The organism is Streptomyces actinomycinicus (assembly GCF_016741775.1).
Classification (GTDB): domain Bacteria; phylum Actinomycetota; class Actinomycetes; order Streptomycetales; family Streptomycetaceae; genus Streptomyces; species Streptomyces actinomycinicus.
In genome coordinates, this window is the sequence record NZ_JAERRK010000012.1 from 97,344 (window position 1) to 118,647 (window position 21,304).

The window sequence follows — 21,304 nt, forward strand, 5'->3', positions numbered from 1 at the left end:
CCCCGAATCATCCTCCTGGACGGGCCGGTTGCGCGGCTTCCAGGAGTCCGGCGAGTTCCACCAGGTCGGTGCCGGTGAGCCGGGGCAGGGCGCAGCCCGACAGGGTGCGGCAGGCTTCCCGCCAGGGCTGCGGGACGGCCGCGCCGCCGCTGAGGGCTCCGGTCAGTGCGCCGGCGAGGGCCGGGGCGGAGTCGGCGACCCGGGACAGGCAGGCGGCGGCGGGCACGGCCTCGGCGATACGGCCCCGGGCGGCGGTCGCGAGGGCCAGGGCGACGGGAACGGTCTCGGCGGCGGCGATGCCGTAGCTGTAGACGTGGTCGACGATCTGGTGTTCCAGCAGGGGTACGAGGGCGAAGGCGGAGTCGCTGTCCTCGGCGAGGGCGAGCGCGTGCCGGGCGTTGCGGCCGATCTCCGTGTCCGGGGGAAGCTCGGCGAGCGCGGCCGTCACACAGGTGTCCGTGTCCGCGTCCGCGAGGGCCAGCGAGAGGGCGGCGGCCATGGCACGGGCGCCGTGCACGCCGTCGCCGTCCTGGGTGTACCGGGCGTCGAACTCGGCCAGCGCCGCGGCCTCGCGGTGGTCGCCGGGGTGGGCCACGGCGAGGACACAGGCGCGGACGCAGGCGGCGTCGTCGAAGTAGTGCGGGTTGTCGTGGCCGGTGGCGGGCGGGCGCAGACCGGTGGCGAGGTTGCCGAGTCCGGCGCGGACGGAGATCCGGGCGCGCAGCGGGAGCACGGCCGACTCGACCTCCGGGGCGCGGTCCGCCGCGGCGGCGACCTCGGAGGCCACGGCGGTCCAGGTGAGGTCGATGGCGGCGCGTACCCGGCGGGCCCGGCTCAGGTCGCCCAGGACGTCGTCGTCGCCGGCGCGCAGGACCGCCTCGGCGGCGAACACCGCCCACTCGGCGTCGTCGGAGGGGCCGAGGCGCAGGGGTTCGGGCGGCTGGTTGAGCGCGATCGGCACCGGGAGGGTGGTGGTGGCGTTCTGCTCCGCGAAGGTGTCCAGCTCGCGGGTGAGCCTGCGGGTCCACTCGGGCATGCGGGCGGCGCGGTGCCGGGCCGCGGGCCAGCCGGCGGCGTCCCCGGCGGCGAGGCCGAGGAGGAGGCCCTCGATACGGCGCCGTGTCATGGCCGCCCCTCGCTCTCCTGGTGCCCGGCGTTCCCGGCCCCGACCAGGGAACTCCGCCCCCTGGACCCCCGGCCCTCCGCCCACCCCTCACCCGACTCGCCGGGTCGAGCGGTGGCGGCCGGGAGCGGGGCCGGCTCGGCCGGCTGCGGGGCTGGGGGTTGGAGGGGTGGTTGGAGGGCGGGTGGTTCGGTGGGGTGAGGGGTGGCGGCGGGCGGGAGCGGGGCCGGTTCGGCCGGCTCGGGAACCGGGGGGTGGAGTGCGGGTGGTTCGGCCGGCTGGGGGGTGCTGGTGTCGGGGTGGGCGGGGGGCGGGGGCAGGGCCGTTTCCGTCGTTCGGAGCAGTTCCCGCAGCGGATCCGGCATCGCCACGTCCGCCCCCCACTTCCCGCCCTCCTCCGGCACGAGCAGTTCCGCGACGTCCAGGACGTGGTGGCCCGCCATGGACGGCAGGCAACGCCCCCGGGCCGGTCCGATCGCCGCCGCCCAGGACGCGGGGATCGCGGAGATGCCCTGGGACGCTCCGGACAGTGCACCGGCCACCGCCGCCGTCGTGTCGGCGTCACGGCCCATGTTGACGGCCGTCAGGACCGCTTCCCGGAAGTCGCCGTCGGCCGCCGCGTACGCGCCGAACGCGAGGGCGACGGCTTCCGGCGCGAGGTCGGTCCAGGGATAGCCGCCGATGACGACCGCGCGGCGGACCGCACGTTCGCCGTGGTGGGCCGCGGCCACCGCGCGCCGCAGGGAGCGGGCCGTCCAGGAGTCCTCCGGGACCACCGCGAGGGCGGCGGCGATCACCACCGGCACCGGCGCGCCCGTCATCGCCGCGGCCACGCCCGCCGCGACCGCCTGGCCGCCGTAGATGCCCTCGCCCTCGTGGCTGACCGAGCCGTCGACGGCGACCAGGCGGGCCGCCTCGGCGGGGCGCCCGGCGGCGAAGACCCCGAAGGGCGCCGCCCGCATCGCCAGCCCGTCGCTCCAGGCGTGCCGGTGCTGGGCCGAGATGGGCGCCGCGAGACCCCGGCGGAGGTTCTCCAGGGTGCCGCGTTCACTGAAACCGGCGCCCCGGAAGGGGCCCTCGGCCCGGTCGGCGATCCACTTGTGCCAGGCTGCCTCCACCTGCGCCGGGGTGAGCGCCGAGCCGTGCCGGGCGAGCAGCAGACCGGAGAAGATCGCGTACTCGGTGTCGTCCGTGCCGCAGGGCCGCTCGGCCACGTACCCGGTGATCCGCCCCCAGCGGGCCCGGATCTCGGAGGGTTTGAGGTTCTCCGCCGGTGCCCCCAGCGCGTCGCCGACGGCCAGGCCGAGCAGCGCACCCCGGGCCCGCTCGCGGAGGCCTGGGGCGTCCCCGGGTGCCGGGACCGGGGGAGTGCAGGCGATCGATGCCATGGGCGGGCCTCCTTCGCGCGGGCCGCTCGGGACCCCTTTGCGGATGTGTCCCACGGGAGGTGCGCGCGCGTACGCGGCGCGGGCCGGTGTCACCCGCTCGGCATCTGAGCCAGCATTCGCACATGTGAGCTTCTACTGGCAAAGGTGCAGGTTAGCCCAGCCTTTCCTTGCTGGCGGGACGGGAATTATCGGCGTAGATTCTGCACTGTCGAAAAGTAGAACGGATCCAAAGTTAGCTTTGGCTTAGCTTCCCTGGGGGGCCCGCATGGCCATCATCGAGACCGAGGCCGCGCTGCACGAGGCGCACCGCGACAACCACACCCACCGGGACGTGAACGGCGGCTGGCTGCGGCCCGCCGTCTTCGGCGCGATGGACGGACTGGTCTCCAACCTCGCCCTGATGACGGGCGTGGCCGGCGGAGCGGTGAGCCAGCACACCATTGTCATCACCGGGCTCGCGGGCCTCGCCGCCGGTGCCTTCTCCATGGCGGCCGGCGAGTACACCTCCGTCGCCTCGCAGCGCGAACTCGTCGAGGCCGAGCTGGACGTCGAGCGCCGTGAGCTGCGCAGACATCCCCAGGACGAGGAGAACGAGCTGGCCGCGCTGTACGTGGCGCGCGGGGTCGAGCCGGAGCTGGCCCGCGAGGTCGCCCGGCAGCTGTCCAGGGATCCCGAGCAGGCCCTGGAGATACACGCCCGCGAAGAGCTGGGCATCGACCCCGGAGACCTGCCGTCGCCGCTGGTCGCCGCCGTGTCGTCCTTCGGGTCGTTCGCACTCGGCGCGCTGCTTCCCGTCCTGCCGTACCTGCTCGGCGCGACCGCGCTGTGGCCCGCGGTGCTTCTCGCCCTCGCCGGACTCTTCGGATGCGGTGCCGTCGTGGCCAAGGTGACCGCACGCAGCTGGTGGTACAGCGGTCTCCGTCAGCTCGCGCTGGGCGGTGCGGCGGCCGGTGTGACGTACGCCCTGGGCAGCCTGTTCGGAACGGCCGTAGGATAGCCCGACTGGTACCTATGCGATGGGCCGCATAAGTAGCCGTTACTCGCTGGTTTCGAGTGCGTGACCACCGGGCATGAGCCGTAAGCGCTGTGGGCAACGACGCCCGCCGCACCCCTGCGGGGTGGGCGATGACGCTCTCCCCGGCCCCCCGGGCCGACGGACACCGATCCGACCGATCTTGTCCGCCACGCCCCCCAGAACGTTGGCCGCCACCGCGTGGCACCCGCCGTCACCGCACGGCACCCCCTGCCGTCACCCGCACGGCGCCGCCGCAACCACGCGGCATCGCCGCACCCGTACGGCGCCGCCGCACCCGTACGGTGCCGCCGTCGTCGCACGGCACCCGCCGCGTTCGCGCGGCGCTCCGTCGCCACCGCGGCGTCCGCATGATGGAACGGAGTATCCGGTTCCCGGGGATCGCCCCATCATGTAATCTGCACGAAATTTTGATCTCCGCAGAGGGCCAACGTCGTCCCTCGGCACCTGCCACATGCCACATGACGACGACGGGAGAGCCGATGCGTACGCCGCGCCAGCCGTCCCAGCATTCCGCGAATGGCCAGAACTGGTCCTTCATGGATGCTCGCCCTGCTGCGCAGGGTATGTACGACCCCCGCAACGAACACGACGCGTGCGGCGTCGGTTTCGTCGCCACCCTCACCGGCGAGGCGTCCCACACCCTGGTCGATCAGGCGCTCACCGTCCTGCGCAACCTGGAGCACCGGGGTGCCACCGGTTCCGAGCCCGACTCCGGCGACGGTGCGGGTCTCCTCTCCCAGGTGCCGGACGCCTTCTTCCAGGAAGTGGCCGGATTCGACCTGCCCGCGGCAGGCTCCTACGCCGTGGGCATCGCCTTCCTGCCGGAGGGCGGGACCGAGGACGCCGTCTCACGTATCGAGACGATCGCGGGCGAGGAGGGCCTCAGCGTCCTCGGCTGGCGCCAGGTCCCGGTCGCCCCGGAACTGCTCGGTGCCACCGCCCGCTCGACCATGCCGGTCTTCCGGCAGATCTTCGTCGGCGACGGCGCCAGCGAGGGCATCGCGCTGGACCGCAAGGCGTTCGCACTGCGCAAGCGCGCCGAGCGCGAGGCGGGCGTCTACTTCCCGTCCCTCTCCGCGCGCACCATCGTCTACAAGGGCATGCTGACCACCGGCCAGCTGGAGCCCTTCTTCCCGGACCTGTCCGACCGCCGCTTCGCCTCCGCCGTCGCGCTCGTGCACTCCCGGTTCTCCACGAACACCTTCCCGTCGTGGCCGCTCGCGCACCCGTACCGCTTCGTCGCGCACAACGGTGAGATCAACACCGTCAAGGGCAACCGCAACTGGATGCGCGCCCGCGAGTCCCAGCTCGTCTCCGACCTCTTCGGCGACCGCGGCCTCGAGCGCATCTTCCCGGTGTGCACGCCCGACGCCTCCGACTCGGCGTCCTTCGACGAGGTGCTGGAGCTGCTGCACCTGGGCGGCCGCTCGCTGCCCCACTCCGTGCTGATGATGATCCCGGAGGCGTGGGAGAACCACGACTCCATGGACCCGGCCCGGCGCGCCTTCTACCAGTTCCACTCCACGATGATGGAGCCCTGGGACGGTCCCGCCTGCGTCACCTTCACCGACGGCACCCAGGTCGGCGCCGTCCTCGACCGCAACGGTCTGCGCCCGGGCCGCTACTGGGTCACCGACGACGGCCTCGTCGTCCTCGGCTCCGAGGTCGGCGTCCTCGACATCGACCCGGCCAAGGTCGTCCGCAAGGGCCGCCTGCAGCCCGGCAAGATGTTCCTCGTCGACACCGCCGAGCACCGCATCATCGAGGACGACGAGATCAAGGCGGCCCTGGCCGGCGAGAAGCCGTACGCCGAATGGCTGGAGGCCGGCGAGATCGAGCTGGGCGACCTGCCCGAGCGCGAGCACATCGTCCACACCCACGCCTCGGTCACCCGCCGCCAGCAGACCTTCGGGTACACCGAGGAGGAGCTGCGCGTCATCATCGCCCCGATGGCCAAGGCCGGAGCCGAGCCGATCGGCTCCATGGGCACCGACTCGCCGATCGCGGCCCTGTCCGAGCGCCCCCGGCTGCTCTTCGACTACTTCACCCAGCTGTTCGCGCAGGTCACCAACCCGCCGCTGGACGCGATCCGGGAGGAGCTGGTCACTTCCCTGCGCAGCTCGCTCGGCCCGCAGGGCAACCTGCTGGACCCGACCGCCGCCTCCTGCCGGTCCGTCGTGCTGCCTTTCCCGGTGATCGACAACGACGAGCTGGCCAAGCTCATCCACATCAACGCCGACGGCGACATGCCCGGCTTCAAGGCCGCGACCCTCTCCGGTCTGTACCGGGTCTCCGGCGGCGGTGACTCGCTGGCCGCGCGCATCGAGGAGATCTGCGCCGAGGCCGACGCGGCCATCGACAACGGCGCCCGGCTGATCGTCCTGTCGGACCGGCACTCGGACGCCGAGCACGCGCCGATCCCCTCGCTGCTGCTCACCGCGGCCGTCCACCACCACCTCATCCGTACCAAGCAGCGCACCCACGTGGGCCTGCTGGTCGAGGCCGGTGACGTCCGCGAGGTCCACCACGTCGCCCTGCTCATCGGTTTCGGTGCCGCCGCCGTCAACCCGTACCTGGCGATGGAGTCGGTCGAGGACCTGCTGCGCGCCGGCACCTTCATCAACGGCATCGAGCCCGAGAAGGCCATCAAGAACCTGATCTACGCCCTCGGCAAGGGCGTCCTGAAGGTCATGTCCAAGATGGGCATCTCCACCGTCGCCTCCTACCGCGGCGCCCAGGTCTTCGAGGCCGTCGGCCTGGACGAGGCCTTCGTGGAGAAGTACTTCAACGGCACCGCCACCAAGATCGGCGGCGTCGGCATCGACGTCATCGCCGAGGAGGTCGCCGCCCGCCACGCCAAGGCCTACCCGGCCTCCGGCATCGCCCCGGCGCACCGCGCGCTGGAGATCGGCGGCGAGTACCAGTGGCGCCGCGAGGGCGAGCCGCACCTGTTCGACCCGGACACCGTCTTCCGGCTCCAGCACTCCACGCGCACCGGCCGGTACGACATCTTCAAGAAGTACACGACCCGTGTGAACGAGCAGTCCGAGCGTCTGATGACGCTGCGCGGCCTGTTCGGCTTCAAGTCGGACCGGCAGCCGATCCCCGTCGACGAGGTCGAGCCGGTCAGCGAGATCGTCAAGCGCTTCTCCACCGGCGCCATGTCGTACGGCTCCATCTCCAAGGAGGCGCACGAGACCCTCGCCATCGCCATGAACCAGCTGGGCGGCAAGTCCAACACCGGTGAGGGCGGCGAGGACCCGGAGCGCCTGTACGACCCGGCGCGGCGCAGCTCCATCAAGCAGGTCGCCTCCGGCCGCTTCGGCGTCACCTCCGAGTACCTGGTCAACGCGGACGACATCCAGATCAAGATGGCCCAGGGCGCCAAGCCCGGCGAGGGCGGCCAGCTGCCCGGCCACAAGGTCTACCCGTGGGTCGCGAAGACGCGTCACTCGACGCCGGGCGTCGGCCTGATCTCGCCGCCGCCGCACCACGACATCTACTCCATCGAGGACCTGGCGCAGCTGATCCACGACCTCAAGAACGCCAACCCGGCGGCGCGTATCCACGTGAAGCTGGTGTCGGAGGTCGGCGTCGGCACGGTCGCGGCCGGTGTGTCCAAGGCGCACGCGGACGTGGTCCTGATCTCGGGTCACGACGGCGGCACCGGTGCCTCCCCGCTGACCTCGCTCAAGCACGCGGGCGGCCCCTGGGAGCTGGGCCTCGCCGAGACCCAGCAGACCCTGCTGCTCAACGGCCTGCGCGACCGCATCGTCGTGCAGACCGACGGCCAGCTGAAGACCGGCCGTGACGTGATCATCGCCGCGCTGCTCGGCGCCGAGGAGTTCGGTTTCGCCACCGCTCCGCTCGTCGTCTCCGGCTGCATCATGATGCGCGTCTGCCACCTGGACACCTGCCCGGTCGGCATCGCCACCCAGAACCCGACCCTGCGCGACCGCTTCACCGGCAAGGCCGAGTACGTGGTGAACTTCTTCCGGTTCATCGCGCAGGAGGTCCGCGAACTGCTCGCCGAGCTGGGCTTCCGTTCCATCGAGGAGGCCGTCGGCCACGCCGAGGTGCTGGACGTCGAGCGTGCCGTCGACCACTGGAAGGCGCAGGGCCTGGACCTGGAGCCGCTCTTCCACGTGCCGGACCTGCCCGAGGGCGCCGTCCGCCACCAGACGATCGCCCAGGACCACGGCCTGGAGAAGGCGCTGGACAACGAGCTGATCAAGCTCGCCGCCGACGCCCTGTCCGCGAACGACGCGACCGAGGCACAGCCGGTGCGCGCGCAGGTCGCCATCCGCAACATCAACCGCACGGTCGGCACCATGCTCGGCCACGAGGTGACCAAGAAGTTCGGTGGCGCGGGTCTGCCCGACGACACCATCGACATCACCTTCACGGGTTCGGCCGGCCAGTCGTTCGGCGCGTTCCTGCCGCGCGGTGTCACGCTGCGCCTGGAGGGCGACGCCAACGACTACGTCGGCAAGGGCCTGTCCGGCGGCCGGGTCGTCGTCCGCCCGGACCGGGCAGCCGACCACCTCGCCGAGTACTCCACCATCGCGGGCAACACCATCGCCTACGGCGCCACCGGCGGCGAGCTGTTCCTGCGCGGCCGTACCGGTGAGCGGTTCTGCGTCCGCAACTCCGGCGCGCTGGTCGTCTCCGAGGGCGTGGGCGACCACGGCTGCGAGTACATGACCGGCGGTCACGCGGTCGTCCTCGGCCCGACCGGCCGCAACTTCGCGGCGGGCATGTCCGGCGGTGTCGCGTACGTGATCGACCTCGACCGCGACAACGTCAACGTCGGCAACGCCGGGTCGGTCGAGGCGCTGGACGACACGGACAAGCAGTGGCTGCACGACGTGGTGCGCCGCCACGCCGAGGAGACGGGCTCGACGGTCGCCGGGAAGCTGCTCGCCGACTGGGACGCGGCCGTGGAGCGGTTCAGCAAGATCATCCCCAGCACGTACAAGGCAGTGCTCGCCGCCAAGGACGCCGCCGAGCGAGCCGGTCTCACGGAGACCGAGATCACCGAGAAGATGATGGAGGCGGCGATCAATGGCTGACCCGAAGGGCTTCCTGAACCACGGCCGTGAGGTCGCCAAGACCCGTCCCGTCGGTGAGCGCGTCAAGGACTGGAACGAGGTCTACGTCCCCGGCTCGCTGCTGCCGATCATCAGCAAGCAGGCCAGCCGGTGCATGGACTGCGGCATCCCGTTCTGCCACAACGGCTGTCCGCTGGGGAACCTGATCCCCGAGTGGAACGACTACGCCTACCGCGAGGACTGGGCCGCGGCCCAGGAGCGGCTGCACGCGACCAACAACTTCCCGGAGTTCACCGGCCGCCTCTGCCCGGCTCCCTGTGAGTCGGCGTGTGTGCTGGGCATCAACCAGCAGCCGGTCACCATCAAGAACGTCGAGGTCTCGATCATCGACAAGGCGTGGGAGACCGGGGACGTGGCCCCGCAGATCCCCGAGCGCCTGTCCGGCAAGACGGTCGCGGTCATCGGCTCCGGCCCGGCGGGTCTCGCCGCCGCCCAGCAGCTGACCCGGGCCGGCCACACGGTCGCCGTCTACGAGCGCGCGGACCGCATCGGAGGCCTCCTCCGCTACGGCATCCCCGAGTTCAAGATGGAGAAGCGGCACATCAACCGCCGTATCGAGCAGATGCGCGCGGAGGGCACCCGCTTCCGCACCGGTGTCGAGGTCGGCCGGGACATCAACGCCCGCGACCTGAAGAAGCGGTACGACGCCATCGTGATCGCCGCCGGTGCCACGACGGCCCGCGACCTGCCGGTGCCGGGCCGCGAGCTGAAGGGCATCCACCAGGCGATGGAGTACCTGCCGCTGGCCAACAAGGTCCAGGAGGGCGACTACGTCACCACTCCGATCTCGGCCGAGGGCAAGCACGTCGTCGTCATCGGCGGCGGTGACACCGGCGCGGACTGCGTGGGCACCGCCCACCGCCAGGGCGCGGCCTCCGTCACCCAGCTGGAGATCATGCCCCGCCCGAACGACGAGCGGCACGCGACGAACCAGCCCTGGCCGACCTTCCCGCTCCTCTACAAGGTCACCTCGGCCCACGAGGAGGGCGGCGAGCGGATCTACTCCGCCTCGACCACCCACTTCGAGGGCGACGAGGACGGCAACGTGCAGTGGCTGCACCTGGCCGAGGTGGAGTTCGTCGACGGCAAGCTGACCTCGAAGCCGGGCACCGAGCGCAAGATCCCGGCCCAGCTGGTGACCCTGGCCATGGGCTTCACCGGCACCGACCGGGAGAACGGCCTGGTGGAGCAGTTTGGTCTAGACCTCGACGAGCGCGGTAACATCGCCCGCGACGCCGACTTCCAGACCAACGTGCCGGGTGTGTTCGTCGCCGGTGACGCCGGCCGCGGCCAGTCCCTCATCGTCTGGGCGATCGCGGAGGGCCGCTCGGCCGCCCGCGGGGTCGACCGCCACCTGATCGGAGCCAGCGACCTGCCGGCCCCGATCCGCCCGACGGACCGCGCCCTGGCGGTCTGACGCGCACACCGGGGACCTGGGGTCCCCCGACAGACGTCCCGTACAAAGGCGTGCGGAACACTGACGACGCCTGCCCGCCTGTCCCCGACCGGACGCCTGGGCAGGCGTCGTTGCATGTACGCTCGGGCGCCTGAACAGCCAAGGGGGGACCATGGCCGCCATCAGCCTGCACAAGGTGGAGGAGACCGCACCCGCGCTCGTCGGCGCCTACCGGGCGGCGGGCGTGTCACTGCGCAAACGCGGCCTGGACGACCTCCGTGCCGCCGTCTACCTCGTCGTCGACCACTCGGGCTCCATGAAGCCGTACTACAAGGACGGCAGCGTGCAGGCGCTCGCCGACCGGGTGCTGGGCCTGTCGGCACACCTGGACGACGACGGCCGCGTGCCCGTGGTGTTCTTCTCCACCGACGTCGACGCGGTCACCGACATCGCCCTCGACGGCCACCAGGGCCGTATCGAGCGGATCGCGGCCGGGCTCGGGCACATGGGCAGGACCAGCTACCACCTGGCCATGGACGCCGTCATCGACCACTACCTGGACAGCGGCGCCACCGCCCCCGCCCTCGTCGTCTTCCAGACCGACGGCGGCCCGATCAACAAGCTCGCCGCCGAGCGCTACCTGTGCAAGGCCGCGAAGCTCCCGCTGTTCTGGCAATTCGTCGGCTTCGGCGACCCGGGCAGCCGGCAGTTCGAGTTCCTGCGGAAGCTGGACGAACTGGCGGTACCCGGCAAGCGGGCCGTGGACAACGCCGGCTTCTTCCACGCTGGCCAGGACCCCCGGCAGGTGACCGACGCCGAGCTGTACGACCGTCTCGTCGGCGAGTTCCCGAGGTGGCTGTCGGCCGCACGAGCGGCGGGCGTGGTACGGCCCGGCTGAGCCACCGTCCGGCACCGGGCGCGGTGCGCCGGCCGGGCCGTCTCCTAGAGCCCTTCCGCCAGTACCAGGTCCCGGCACTCCTCCGGCGTCCCCCAGGCCGAGCGCAGCGCCCGTGCCTTGGTCAGCCACAGGGACAGGTCGTACTCCGCCGTGTAGCCGATGGCTCCGTGCAGGTGCAGCGCCGTGCGGGCCGTGGAGTACGCCGCCTCGCAGGCCGTGAGTTCGGCCGCGGCCACCTCCGCGGGGCGCAGCGAGACCGCCGCGCCGAAGAGGAGGGGGCGGGCGAACTCCAGGGCCGTCTTCGCGTCGGCCAGACGGTGTTTGACGGCCTGGAAGGAGCCGACGCAGACCCCGAACTGGGTGCGCTGCCTCACATGGGCCACGGTCCGGTCGAGCAGGGCGAGTCCGACCCCGAGGGCCTGGGCGGCGGTGGCCAGCCGGATCCAGGTGAGCGCCTCGGCGTACGGCGGGCGGGGGGTGAGGAGTTCGCCGCCCGGGGCGAGCCGGGCCAGCCGGCGGGCCGGGTCAAGGGACCGGCGCACCGGGCCGGCGGCCGCCGTGGACAGGTACAGGCCCTCGGGCGCAGGGGCCAGACGCACGGAGGCCGCGTCGCCGTCGACGGCGTGACCGCAGGGCGCGGCCACGGTCGCCAGGTCCTTTCCCGCCGCCAGCGCGGGCAGGAAGCGTTCGGCGAGCGGGGGTTCGCCGAGGAGCACGGCCGCTCCGACGGTCTCCGCGAGCGGCCCCGGCACCGCGTGCCGGCCCAGTTCCACGAACGCCACCGCCAGTTCCACCGGGTGCGGCCCCAGCCCGCCGTACTCCTCGGGCACCGCGAGACCGAAGACGCCCGCCTCGGCGATCCGCGCCCACAGCGCCCGCCCGCCCGCGTGCTCGCCCCGGCCCCAGTCCCGGATCACCGCCGGAGTGCCCGCGGCGGTCAGCATCGCACGCAGCGACTCCGCGAAGGAACGCTGCTCGGCGTCGAGGAGGAAGCGCATCAGCGGCGTCCCTTCGGCAGGCCGAGCAGCCGCTCGGCGACGATGTCCCGCTGGATCTCGTTCGTGCCCGCGTAGATCGGTCCGGCCAGGGAGAAGACGTACCCCTCGGACCAGGCGCCGTCGGCCAGTTCGCCCTCCGCGCCGAGCAGGTCGAGCGCCGTCTCGTGCAGGGCGAGGTCCAGCTCGGACCAGAACACCTTGTTCATGCTGGACTCCGGGCCGAGCCGGGCGCCGTCCAGGACCCGGGAAGCGGCGGAGTACGTGAACAGCTGGTAGGCCCGGGCCGCGATCAGGGCGTCGGCCACCCGGGCGCGGGCGTGCTCCGGGGACCCCTGCGCCCGCCACAGATCCCGCAGCCGGGCGGCGGAGGCGAGGAAGCGGCCCGGCGAGCGCAGGGTGAGCCCGCGCTCGTTGCCCGCGGCGGACATCGCGATCCGCCAGCCGTCGCCGGGCGCGCCGATCACGTCCTCGTCCGGCACGAACACGTCGTCCAGGAACAGTTCCGCGAAGGCCGGCCTGCCGTCCAGCCGGCCGATCGGGCGGACGGTGACGCCCGGGGCCCGCAGGTCGAACATCAGGTACGTCAGGCCCTGGTGCGGCTCGGCCGCCGCCGGGTCGCTGCGGAACAGGCCGAAGGCCCGGTCCGCGAAGGCCGCCCGCGACGACCAGGTCTTCTGCCCGCGCAGCCGCCAGCCGCCGTCCGCGCGGACCGCCCGGGAGGTGAGCGCGGCCAGGTCCGAGCCGGCCTCCGGCTCCGACCAGGCCTGCGCCCAGACCACCTCGCCCGTGGCCATCGGCGGCAGCACGCGTGCGCGTTGCTCCTCCGTGCCGTGCTCGAAGAGCGTCGGCGCCAGCAGGCTGACGCCGTTCTGCCCGACCCGGCCCGGCGCGCCCGCCGCCCAGTACTCCTCCTCGAACACCAGCCACCTCGGCAGCCCGGCGTCCCGCCCCCCGAACCGCTCCGGCCACGACACCACCGACCAGCGGTCCGCCGCCAGTTCGGCCTCCCACGAGCGGTGCGCGGCGAAGCCCTCCTCCGTCTCCAGGGACGGCAGCGGCGTGCGCGGGACGTGCGCCCGCAGCCAGGCCCGGGCCTCGGCGCGGAACTCCTCGTCGGCCGGTGAGTGGGTCAGGTCCACGGGCGCCGCCTTCCTTCCGCACCTTCCCTAACAAGTGTTTGGTAGGTTAGCGTGGGCCTATGACAGGCGTCGAGAGCCCGGCCTACGTCCCCGGGCACGGACTGCTCCGGGGCCGCACCGCCGTCATCACCGCGGCGGCCGGCGCCGGCATCGGCGGGGCCACCGCGCGCCGCTTCCTGGAGGAGGGCGCGCGGGTGCTGATCAGCGACGCCCACACGCGCCGGCTGAAGCAGCACGAGACCGAACTGACCCGGGAGTTCCCGGGCGCGGTCACGGCGATACCGTGCGACGTCACCGACGAGACACAGGTGCAGGCGCTGTTCGACGCCGCCGTGGCCGCCCACGGCCGGCTGGACGTCATCGTCAACAACGCCGGGCTAGGGGGGACTTCCGCACTGGTCGACATGACCGACGAACAGTGGTCCCGGGTCCTGGACGTCACCCTGAACGGCACCTTCCGGTGCACCCGCGCCGCCCTGCGCGCCCTGCGCGGGACCGGCGGCGGGGTGATCGTCAACAACGCCTCCGTCATCGGCTGGCGCGCCCAGGCCGGCCAGGCCCACTACGCCGCCGCCAAGGCCGGCGTGATGGCGCTGACCCGGTGCGCGGCGATCGAGGCCGCCGCGTACGGCGTACGGGTCAACGCGGTCGCCCCCAGCCTCGCCATGCATCCGCACCTGGCGAAGGTCACCTCCGCCGAACTGCTCGCCGAACTGACCGGACGGGAGGCCTACGGACGGTACGCGGAGCCCTGGGAGGTCGCCAACGTGATCGTCTTCCTGGCCTCCGGCTACTCCTCCTACATGACCGGCGAGGTCGTCGCCGTCAGCAGCCAGCACGCCTGACGAGCGGAGCAGACCACAATGGGTGCGTGCCGACCAAGAAGAAGCCCCAGGTGACCGCGGCTGCGGCCCGGCGCGGCGAACTCCTCCACACCGCTGCCGAGGTGTTCGCCGAGCACGGCTACAACGCCACCACCGTCCGCAGGATCGCCGACCACGCCGGGATGCTCGCGGGCAGCCTCTACTACCACTTCGACTCCAAGGAGTCGATGCTCGAGGAGATCCTGCGGACCTTCCTCGACGAACTGTGGGACGGCTACGACACCGTCCTCGCCTCCGGACTCGGTCCCCGCGAGACGCTGGAGGCCCTGGTCACCGAGTCCTTCCGGGAGATCGACCGGCACCGCGCCGCCGTCGCCATCTACCAGAAGGAGAGCAGGCAACTCGCCGCCCAGGACCGGTTCGCGTTCCTCGCCGAGTCCCAGCGCCGGTTCGAGAAGGCCTGGCTCAGCACCCTGGAACGCGGGGTCGCCGAGGACGTCTTGCGCGCGGACCTGGACGTCCGGCTCACCTACCGGTTCGTCCGGGACACCGTGTGGGTCGCCGCCTCCTGGTACCGGCCCGGCGGCCGGCACACCCCCGAGGAGATCGCCCGCCAGTACCTGTCGATGGTGCTGGACGGGATCGCCGTGCGCGACGAGCGGCACGGCCGAGCCGAACAGAGCGGACCGGAAGAGCACCGATAACACCCCCCTTCTCCGTCGAGGGAGTCGCCATGGCCGAGGCCTACATCGTCGAAGCGGTCCGCACGCCCGTCGGGCGGCGCGGGGGAGGGCTCGCCGGGGTCCACCCGGCCGACCTGGGCGCGCACGTCCTCACGGCGCTGGTCGAGCGCTCCGGGATCGACCCGGCCGCCGTCGAGGACGTGGTCTTCGGCTGCCTGGACACGGTGGGGCCGCAGGCCGGGGACATCGCCCGCACCTGCTGGCTGGCCGCCGGCCTTCCCGAGGAGGTGCCGGGCGTGACCGTCGACCGGCAGTGCGGCTCCTCGCAGCAGGCCGTCCACTTCGCCGCGCAGGCCGTGCTCTCCGGCACCCAGGACCTGGTGGTCGCCGGCGGGGTGCAGAACATGTCCCAGGTCCCCATCGCCTTCGCCTCCCGGCAGGCGGCCGTCCCGCTCGGCCTCACCGACGGTCCCTTCCTCGGCAGCACCGGCTGGCGCGCCCGCTACGGCGACCAGCCCGTCAACCAGTTCGCCGGCGCCGAGATGATCGCCGCCCAGTGGGGCATCGGCCGTGAGGAACAGGAGGAGTTCGCCCTGCGCTCGCACCGGCGCGCGATCTGGGCGATCGACACCGGCCGCTTCGACCGCGAGACCGTCCCCCACGGTGAGGTCACTGTGGACGAGGGCCCGCGCCGGGACACCTCCGCGGAGAAGATGGCCGCACTGCGGCCCGTCCTCGACGGCGGCACCATCACCGCCGCCTGCTCCTCCCAGGTCTCCGACGGGGCAGCGGCGCTGCTGCTCGCCTCCGAGCGGGCCGTCCGGCAGCACGGGCTGCGCCCCCGCGCCCGCGTCCACCACCTCTCGGCGCGCGGCGAGGACCCTATCCGCATGCTCTCCGCGCCCATCCCGGCCACCGCGCACGCCCTGAAGAAGACCGGCCTGACCCTCGACGACATCGACCTCGTCGAGATCAACGAGGCGTTCGCCCCGGTCGTCCTCGCCTGGCTGAAGGAGACCGGCGCCGACCCCGGCAAGGTCAACGTCAACGGCGGAGCGATCGCCCTCGGCCACCCCCTCGGCGCGACCGGCGCCCGCCTGATGACGACCCTCCTGCACGAACTGGAGCGCACCGGCGGCCGGTACGGCCTCCAGACCATGTGCGAAGGCGGCGGCCAGGCCAACGTGACCGTCATCGAACGCCTCTGACGGAGACCCGTTTCACCGAACGCCGGTGACGGTGACGCGTTCGTCGAACGCCGGTGACGGGGAGGCGTTCGTCGAACGCCGGTGACCGGTGCGAAGGGTGGCCGGACGGCGGGGACCGCGCCGCGGCCGTCCGCCGCCCCGACCGGGGATCGGAAACCGGCGCCGCTGACGACGCCGCCGACCACGGTGACGGTCAACGGACCGGTCCGAGCCCCGCCAGTCCGGTCAGCACATCCTCCGCCTCCTTCATGATCCGTTCCACCAGCTCCGCGCAGGACGGCAGGTCGTCGATCACCCCGGCGACCTGCCCGGCCGCCATCACCCCGAGGTCCGTACGGCCGTCCACCATCGCCGACCTCAGCAGCATCGGCGTGTTCGCGGCGAGCAGGACCTGGCTCCAGGACAGCTCCTTGCCGTGCCGGAGGGCGAGACCGTCACGGACCAGCTGCCGCCAGGTCAGCCCCGACAGCCGCCGGAAGCCGGCCGCCCGCCGCACCGCGTGCCCGAAGGCACGTATCCGGCCCGACCGCTCCAGGGCGTCCACCAGGTCCGTGCGCAGCATCCGGTGCGGCAGGCCGTCCACCGCCCGGGTCAGCGTGACGTCCCGGACCGTCGCCGCCAGGTATCGGGCCTTCACCGCGTCCGGCACCGTCGAGTCGGAGGTGAGCAGGAACCGCGTGCCCATCGCCACCCCGGCCGCCCCGTACGCCAGCGCCGCCACCAGGCCCCGCCCGTCGAAGAAACCGCCCGCAGCCACCACCGGTATCCGCACCGCGTCCACCACCTGCGGCAGCAGCACGCTCGTCGCCACCTCGCCGGTGTGCCCGCCGCCCTCGCCTCCCTGCACGAGCACCGCGTCCGCGCCCCAGGCCGCCACCTTCTCGGCATGCCGCCGGGCACCGACGGACGGGATCACCACCACCCCCGCCGCCTTCAGTTCGGCGATCAGCTCGGCGGACGGGGCCAGGGCGAACGACGCCACCCGCACGCCCTCCTCCACCAGGATCCGCACCCGGTCGCCCGCGTCGCCCGCGTCCGCGCGCAGGTTCACCCCGAACGGCGCGTCCGTACGCGAGCGCACCTCCCGTATCGCGTCGCGCAGCCGGTCGAGCGGCATCGTCGCGGAGGCCAGGACACCGAGCGCGCCCGCGTTCGCCGCCGCCGAGACCAGGCGGGGACCGGCCACCCAGCCCATCCCGGTCTGCACGACCGGATGGCGGACCCCGACCAGCCGGGTCAGCGCGGTCTCCATCAGCCCCTCGCCCCCTCCGCCGGCACCTCGCGCATGCGGGCGCCCTCCGGATCCAGCACGGTACGGATCAGCCGCAGCTCCTCCGCCCCGGGCTCCCGCGTGCGCGGCACCTCGTCCGGCACCGCCAGCGGGAACCCCGTCGCCGCCCGGACCTGCTCCACGCTCACCCCGGGGTGCAACGAGACCAGCCGCATCGAGTGGTCCGGCGTGGCGAAGTCGAACACCCCGAGATCGGAGACGACCCCGGCGATGCGGTGGAAGCGGGCCGTGTCCCCGAGGGCCGCCGCCCGGTCGTACCCCACTCCGCAGACCATGTCGACCCGCTCCACGAACACCCGTACCGAATGCCGTGGGACCCAGTAACTCGTCGCGTTGTTCAGTGTGTTCAGCGGCGCGCCACGCACCCCGAGCAGCTGCCTGCGGGGGCGGGACCAGTCGCCGATGCAGGAGATGTTCTGGTTGCCGTACCGGTCGAGCTGGCTCGCGCCCATCATCACGTGCCGGCGCCCGCCCGCCACCAGCGCCAGGTGCTGCCGGTAGGGCAGCCAGCCCTCCGGGGTGCCGTCCGGGCGGACCAGCAGGGCCTCGCCGTCGGTCAGCAGCAGGTCGGGCGCGAAGGTCAGCCGGGCCAGCCGCGCGCCCAGCGCGGGGATCAGCCCCATCGGACTGGCCAGCACCTCCCCGGCGCCCCGCCAGGCCTCGGCGCACGCGATCACGCAGTACTCGGCGCGGGTGACCGCCGTCCCCACCGTGCTCATCCCTCCCGCTCCTTCCGCCACCGCCGCACCGCCTCCCCGTACGCCGCCTCGTCCGCGCCGGTGAACCGCTCGGCGAACTCCGCCCAGGGTGTGGTGGCGTACCACCGCTGGAACTCCTCGTCCCTGCCGTACTCCGGCGCGCAGGACGTGAAGTGCGCGCCGTTCGGCGCCTCCACCACGCCGGTCACCGCGAGCCGCTTGAGGAGCAGCGACTGCGGGGGCGCCTCCTTGGTCAGCTCGGCCGTGTCCACGATCCGCTCGCAGGACACGAAGGCCGCGTCCGCCGCTTCGCAGAACAGGTCGTCAAAGTACGGGTCGGGGCCCAGGCACTGGCCGTTGCCCAGCCGGTCGGCGCGGTTGACGTGCACCAGGGCCGCGTCCATCCGCAGGGCCGGCATGGCCACCAGCGTCTCCCCGTCCGCGTACGGCGACGTCACCGTCCGCAGCTGCGGGTTGACCCGCATGACGTCCGAGCCGGCTCCCGCACGCACCGGCAGGAACGGCAGCCGGTGCGCCGCCGCCTGCAGCCCCGACAGGAACATCCCCTCGTCCACCTCGGTCAGTTCGAGGCCGCCGCGCTCGCGCGCCGCCCGGTAGTGCGGCTCCAGCGGAACGGAGTCGAGGGTGACGAAGGCCGTGACGAGCCTGCGGATCCGGCCGGCGGCGGCCAGCATGCCGACGTCCGGGCCGCCGTACGACACGACGGTGAGATCACCGATCCCGGACCGCAGCAGCGCCCGGACCAGCGCCATCGGCTTGCGCCGGGAACCCCAGCCGCCGATGCCGAGGGTCATCCCGCTCGCCAGCCGGGAGACCACCTCCTCGGCGGTCATCGTCTTGTCGCCCATCTACGCGCCCTCCTTCCCGAACGTGTCGCGGACCCGGTCGGCCAGCCCGCTGAGGTTGGCCTCGAAGGTGAAGCCCTGCTCGAAGCGGTAGCTGCGGCGCACGTCGACCGGATCGATGCCGTTGATGGCGGACTTGGCCATCCGCACCAGCCGTCCGTCCTTGGCGGCGATCTCCCGGGCCAGCTCCAGCGCCGCCGCCCGCAGTTCACCGGGCGGCACCACGCGCCAGACCGAGCCGTGCCGGTGCAGCTCGGCGGCGCTCGCCGTGCGCCCCGTGAAGTACAGGGCGCGCATCAGGTGCTGCGGGACCAGCCGGGCCAGGTGGGTCGCCGCGCCCAGCGCGCCCCGGTCCAGCTCGGGCAGCCCGAAGGTGGCGTCCTCGCTCGCCACGATCGCGTCCGCACTGCCCACCAGGCCGATCCCGCCGCCCAGACAGAACCCGTGCACCGCCGCGACGACCGGTGTCTCGCACTCGTACACCGCCGCGAACGCCTCCGCGCAGCCGTGGTTGGCGCCGATCAGGGCCGCCTGTCCGGCCGCCTGTATCTCCTTGATGTCGACGCCCGCGTTGAACCCGCGCCCCTCGGCGGCCAGCACGACGCACCGGACCTCCGGATCGCCGCCCGCCGCCCGCACCGCCCGGGCGAGCGCGAACCATCCGGTCACCGGCAGCGCGTTGACCGGCGGGAAGTCGACCGTGACCAACGAAATCCCCTTTTCCGGGGACGAGGTGGAGACACCCATGGAGACATCAGCTACCTTCGCACTCAACGCCTTTCCACCAAACATTTGTTAGGTGTGACGGCTTCGACGCTAGCAGTCGGCGCAGACAAGCGGGAGGCCCTGTGGATAACTCACTGCGCGGCAGCACCGTCGTCGTCACGGGCGGCACCCGAGGGGTCGGGGCCGGTATCGCACGGGCCTTCGCCGCGGCCGGCGCCCACGTCCTGGCCTGCGCCCGCAGACCACCGCAGGAGCGTCTGGACGGTGTGGAGTTCACCCCGCTCGACCTGCGCGACCCACCCGCCGTCCGGGCCTTCTTCGCCGCGCTGCCCCGGCTCGACGTACTCGTCAACAACGCGGGCGGCACGCCGTACCGGAGACTGGCCGACGCCGACGCCGAACGGCACGCCCGGGTCGTCGAGTTGAATCTGATCACCCCGCTGACCGCGTCCCTCGCCGCCTACGAGCACCTCAGGCGCAGCAGGGGCTCCGTCGTGATGGTCGGCAGTGTCAGCGGCGGCCGCCCCTCGCCCGGCTCGGCCGCCTACGGCGCCGCCAAGGCCGGACTGGCGAACCTGGCCGCCTCCATGGCCGTCGAGTGGGCGCCGGAGGTGCGCGTGAACACGCTGGTGGTCGGCATGGTCCGCACCGAACGCTCCGCTGCGCACTACGGCGGCCCGGACGGTATCGCCGCCGTCGCCCGCACCGTCCCGCTCGGCCGGCTGGCCGTCCCGGCCGATGTCGGCGCCGCCGCCGTCTTCCTGGCGTCCTCGGCCGCCGGCTACATCAGCGGGGCGAGCCTGCACGTACACGGCGGCGGCGAGCGCCCCGCGTTCCTGGACGCCGCGACCGCCGGAGCCGACGCCCCGGAGGCCGTGACAGCGGGACCCGACGCTCCGGTCACCGGGACCGCCGGAGCCGACGCCCCGGACGCACCGACTGCCGTCAAGGAGAGCTGATGAGCGGAATCTGCGCAGGCCGGGTGGTGGCCGTCACCGGAGCCGGCCGCGGGCTCGGCCGGGCCCATGCGCTGGCCTTCGCCGCCGAGGGCGCCCGGGTCGTCGTCAACGACCTCGGTGTCGGACCGGACGGCACGCCGGGCGGTGCCGGACCGGACGGAGAGCCGGGCGGTGCGAGCCCGGCGGACGCCGTCGTGGCCGAGATCCGCGCCGCGGGCGGCGAGGCGGTCGCACACGCCGGTGACATCGCCACGAGCGACGGCGCCGCCTCCCTCGTAGCGACCGCCGTCGAGACGTACGGCCGGCTCGACACCCTCGTCAACAACGCCGGCTTCCTGCGCGACCGCATGCTGGTCAACCTCACCGAGGACGACTGGGACGCCGTGGTACGCGTCCACCTCAAGGGTCACTTCCTGCCGCTGAAGCACGCCGCCGCGCACTGGCGGGCCGAGGCCAAAGCGGGGCGCACCCCGGTGGCCCGGGTCGTGAACACCAGTAGCGGGGCCGGCCTGCTGGGCTCGGTGGGGCAGGGCGGCTACAGCGCCGCCAAGGCCGGGATCGTCGGGCTGACCCTGGTCGCGGCGGCCGAACTGGGCCGCTACGGCATTCAGGTCAACGCCGTGGCACCGGCCGCTCGTACCCGCATGACGGAAGGCGCCTTCGCCGCCGCCATGGCCGCCCCGGCCACCGGTTTCGACGCGATGGCCCCCGAGAACGTCTCCCCCCTCGTGGTCTGGCTCGGCTCGGCCGCGAGCGCGGGCGTGACCGGGCGGGTGTTCGAGGCGGAGGGCGGCCGGATCACCGTCATGGAGGGCTGGCGGCCCGGGCCCACGGCCGACAAGGGAGCCCGCTGGACACCGGCGGAAGCGGGGGAGAGGGCACGCGAACTGCTGTCGGAGGCCGAGCCGCCGGGCGCGGTGTACGGGGCGTGACGCGGCGGCCCTCCGCCCGGCGGCACCA

Annotated in this window: 16 protein-coding genes and 1 pseudogene; 9 read left to right on the forward strand and 8 right to left on the reverse strand. The window is 73.1% G+C overall.

The annotated features are described in order from the left end of the window. Positions 1 to 7 precede the first annotated feature (7 nt). Complete coding sequence (locus JK359_RS22985; protein ID WP_201838752.1) at positions 8 to 1,126, reverse strand: ADP-ribosylglycohydrolase family protein; 1,119 nt, start codon at positions 1,124 to 1,126, stop codon at positions 8 to 10. A gap of 391 nt (positions 1,127 to 1,517) precedes the next feature. Further along, positions 1,518 to 2,511: pseudogene (locus JK359_RS22990) on the reverse strand (ADP-ribosylglycohydrolase family protein); the annotation flags it as partial. Between the two features lie 265 nt (positions 2,512 to 2,776). On the opposite strand from JK359_RS22990, the gene JK359_RS22995 reads away from it, so the two are divergent. The 4 genes from JK359_RS22995 (at position 2,777) to JK359_RS23010 (ending at position 10,952) form a co-directional block, all read left to right on the forward strand. Further along, positions 2,777 to 3,508 (forward strand): VIT1/CCC1 transporter family protein, encoded by a 732-nt coding sequence (locus JK359_RS22995; RefSeq protein WP_201838754.1) that lies wholly within the window; start codon positions 2,777 to 2,779, stop codon positions 3,506 to 3,508. A gap of 518 nt (positions 3,509 to 4,026) precedes the next feature. Beyond that, positions 4,027 to 8,619: a glutamate synthase large subunit gene (gene gltB, locus JK359_RS23000; protein ID WP_201838756.1), complete on the forward strand. Its 4,593-nt coding sequence runs from the start codon at positions 4,027 to 4,029 to the stop codon at positions 8,617 to 8,619. Further along, the gene (locus JK359_RS23005) at positions 8,612 to 10,075 is read left to right on the forward strand and encodes a glutamate synthase subunit beta (protein ID WP_201838764.1); all 1,464 of its coding nucleotides are present in this window, start codon (positions 8,612 to 8,614) and stop codon (positions 10,073 to 10,075) included. Before gltB ends, JK359_RS23005 begins: the two co-directional genes overlap by 8 nt. A gap of 151 nt (positions 10,076 to 10,226) precedes the next feature. Further along, positions 10,227 to 10,952 (forward strand): vWA domain-containing protein, encoded by a 726-nt coding sequence (locus tag JK359_RS23010; RefSeq protein ID WP_201838766.1) that lies wholly within the window; start codon positions 10,227 to 10,229, stop codon positions 10,950 to 10,952. 44 nt (positions 10,953 to 10,996) lie between these two features. Here JK359_RS23010 and JK359_RS23015 read toward each other — a convergent pair whose 3' ends face one another. Further along, entirely contained in the window at positions 10,997 to 11,950 is a 954-nt protein-coding gene (locus JK359_RS23015; RefSeq protein ID WP_201838768.1) for an acyl-CoA dehydrogenase family protein, read from the reverse strand. After that, positions 11,950 to 13,089 (reverse strand): acyl-CoA dehydrogenase family protein, encoded by a 1,140-nt coding sequence (locus JK359_RS23020; RefSeq protein WP_201838770.1) that lies wholly within the window; start codon positions 13,087 to 13,089, stop codon positions 11,950 to 11,952. Before JK359_RS23020 ends, JK359_RS23015 begins: the two co-directional genes overlap by 1 nt. Before the next feature lie 59 nt (positions 13,090 to 13,148). On the opposite strand from JK359_RS23020, the gene JK359_RS23025 reads away from it, so the two are divergent. The 3 genes from JK359_RS23025 to JK359_RS23035 are packed head-to-tail and all read left to right on the forward strand — an operon-like array spanning position 13,149 to position 15,804. Continuing rightward, positions 13,149 to 13,934 (forward strand): SDR family oxidoreductase, encoded by a 786-nt coding sequence (locus JK359_RS23025; protein WP_201838772.1) that lies wholly within the window; start codon positions 13,149 to 13,151, stop codon positions 13,932 to 13,934. A gap of 26 nt (positions 13,935 to 13,960) precedes the next feature. After that, positions 13,961 to 14,617, forward strand: coding sequence for a TetR/AcrR family transcriptional regulator (locus JK359_RS23030; RefSeq protein ID WP_201838774.1), 657 nt, complete (start codon positions 13,961 to 13,963; stop codon positions 14,615 to 14,617). 29 nt (positions 14,618 to 14,646) lie between these two features. After that, a complete protein-coding gene (locus JK359_RS23035; protein ID WP_201838776.1) occupies positions 14,647 to 15,804 on the forward strand; it encodes an acetyl-CoA C-acetyltransferase in 1,158 nt (385 codons plus the stop codon). Positions 15,805 to 15,997: 193 nt separating this feature from the next. On the opposite strand, the gene JK359_RS23040 is transcribed toward JK359_RS23035, so the two are convergent. The 4 genes from JK359_RS23040 to JK359_RS23055 are packed head-to-tail and all read right to left on the reverse strand — an operon-like array spanning position 15,998 to position 19,406. Continuing rightward, complete coding sequence (locus JK359_RS23040) at positions 15,998 to 17,056, reverse strand: NAD(P)H-dependent flavin oxidoreductase (protein ID WP_201838778.1); 1,059 nt, start codon at positions 17,054 to 17,056, stop codon at positions 15,998 to 16,000. Beyond that, entirely contained in the window at positions 17,056 to 17,814 is a 759-nt protein-coding gene (locus tag JK359_RS23045) for a CoA-transferase subunit beta (protein WP_201838780.1), read from the reverse strand. The genes JK359_RS23040 and JK359_RS23045 overlap by 1 nt, the downstream gene beginning before the upstream one ends. Then, entirely contained in the window at positions 17,811 to 18,662 is an 852-nt protein-coding gene (locus tag JK359_RS23050) for a CoA transferase subunit A (RefSeq protein ID WP_201838782.1), read from the reverse strand. Before JK359_RS23050 ends, JK359_RS23045 begins: the two co-directional genes overlap by 4 nt. Continuing rightward, positions 18,663 to 19,406: an enoyl-CoA hydratase family protein gene (locus tag JK359_RS23055; RefSeq protein WP_201839040.1), complete on the reverse strand. Its 744-nt coding sequence runs from the start codon at positions 19,404 to 19,406 to the stop codon at positions 18,663 to 18,665. 101 nt (positions 19,407 to 19,507) lie between these two features. On the opposite strand from JK359_RS23055, the gene JK359_RS23060 reads away from it, so the two are divergent. Together JK359_RS23060 and JK359_RS23065 are read left to right on the forward strand one after the other, a co-directional pair. Further along, positions 19,508 to 20,344, forward strand: a complete 837-nt coding sequence (locus JK359_RS23060) for an SDR family oxidoreductase (protein ID WP_307788246.1) — start codon at positions 19,508 to 19,510, stop codon at positions 20,342 to 20,344. Then, positions 20,344 to 21,276: an SDR family oxidoreductase gene (locus JK359_RS23065; protein ID WP_201838784.1), complete on the forward strand. Its 933-nt coding sequence runs from the start codon at positions 20,344 to 20,346 to the stop codon at positions 21,274 to 21,276. Before JK359_RS23060 ends, JK359_RS23065 begins: the two co-directional genes overlap by 1 nt. Positions 21,277 to 21,304: the final 28 nt, after the last annotated feature.

Bases quoted from the DNA above. Each gene is read 5' to 3' on its own strand.
- JK359_RS23050 (WP_201838782.1), bottom strand. From the start codon at position 18,662: ATGGGCGACAAGACGATGACCGCCGAGGAGGTGGTCTCCCGGCTGGCG.
- JK359_RS23040 (WP_201838778.1), bottom strand. From the start codon at position 17,056: ATGGAGACCGCGCTGACCCGGCTGGTCGGGGTCCGCCATCCGGTCGTG.
- JK359_RS22985 (WP_201838752.1), bottom strand. From the start codon at position 1,126: ATGACACGGCGCCGTATCGAGGGCCTCCTCCTCGGCCTCGCCGCCGGG.
- JK359_RS22995 (WP_201838754.1), top strand. From the start codon at position 2,777: ATGGCCATCATCGAGACCGAGGCCGCGCTGCACGAGGCGCACCGCGAC.
- JK359_RS23065 (WP_201838784.1), top strand. From the start codon at position 20,344: ATGAGCGGAATCTGCGCAGGCCGGGTGGTGGCCGTCACCGGAGCCGGC.
- JK359_RS23010 (WP_201838766.1), top strand. From the start codon at position 10,227: ATGGCCGCCATCAGCCTGCACAAGGTGGAGGAGACCGCACCCGCGCTC.
- JK359_RS23005 (WP_201838764.1), top strand. From the start codon at position 8,612: ATGGCTGACCCGAAGGGCTTCCTGAACCACGGCCGTGAGGTCGCCAAG.
- gltB (WP_201838756.1), top strand. From the start codon at position 4,027: ATGCGTACGCCGCGCCAGCCGTCCCAGCATTCCGCGAATGGCCAGAAC.
- JK359_RS23055 (WP_201839040.1), bottom strand. From the start codon at position 19,406: ATGGGTGTCTCCACCTCGTCCCCGGAAAAGGGGATTTCGTTGGTCACG.
- JK359_RS23015 (WP_201838768.1), bottom strand. From the start codon at position 11,950: ATGCGCTTCCTCCTCGACGCCGAGCAGCGTTCCTTCGCGGAGTCGCTG.
- JK359_RS23035 (WP_201838776.1), top strand. From the start codon at position 14,647: ATGGCCGAGGCCTACATCGTCGAAGCGGTCCGCACGCCCGTCGGGCGG.
- JK359_RS23025 (WP_201838772.1), top strand. From the start codon at position 13,149: ATGACAGGCGTCGAGAGCCCGGCCTACGTCCCCGGGCACGGACTGCTC.
- JK359_RS23045 (WP_201838780.1), bottom strand. From the start codon at position 17,814: ATGAGCACGGTGGGGACGGCGGTCACCCGCGCCGAGTACTGCGTGATC.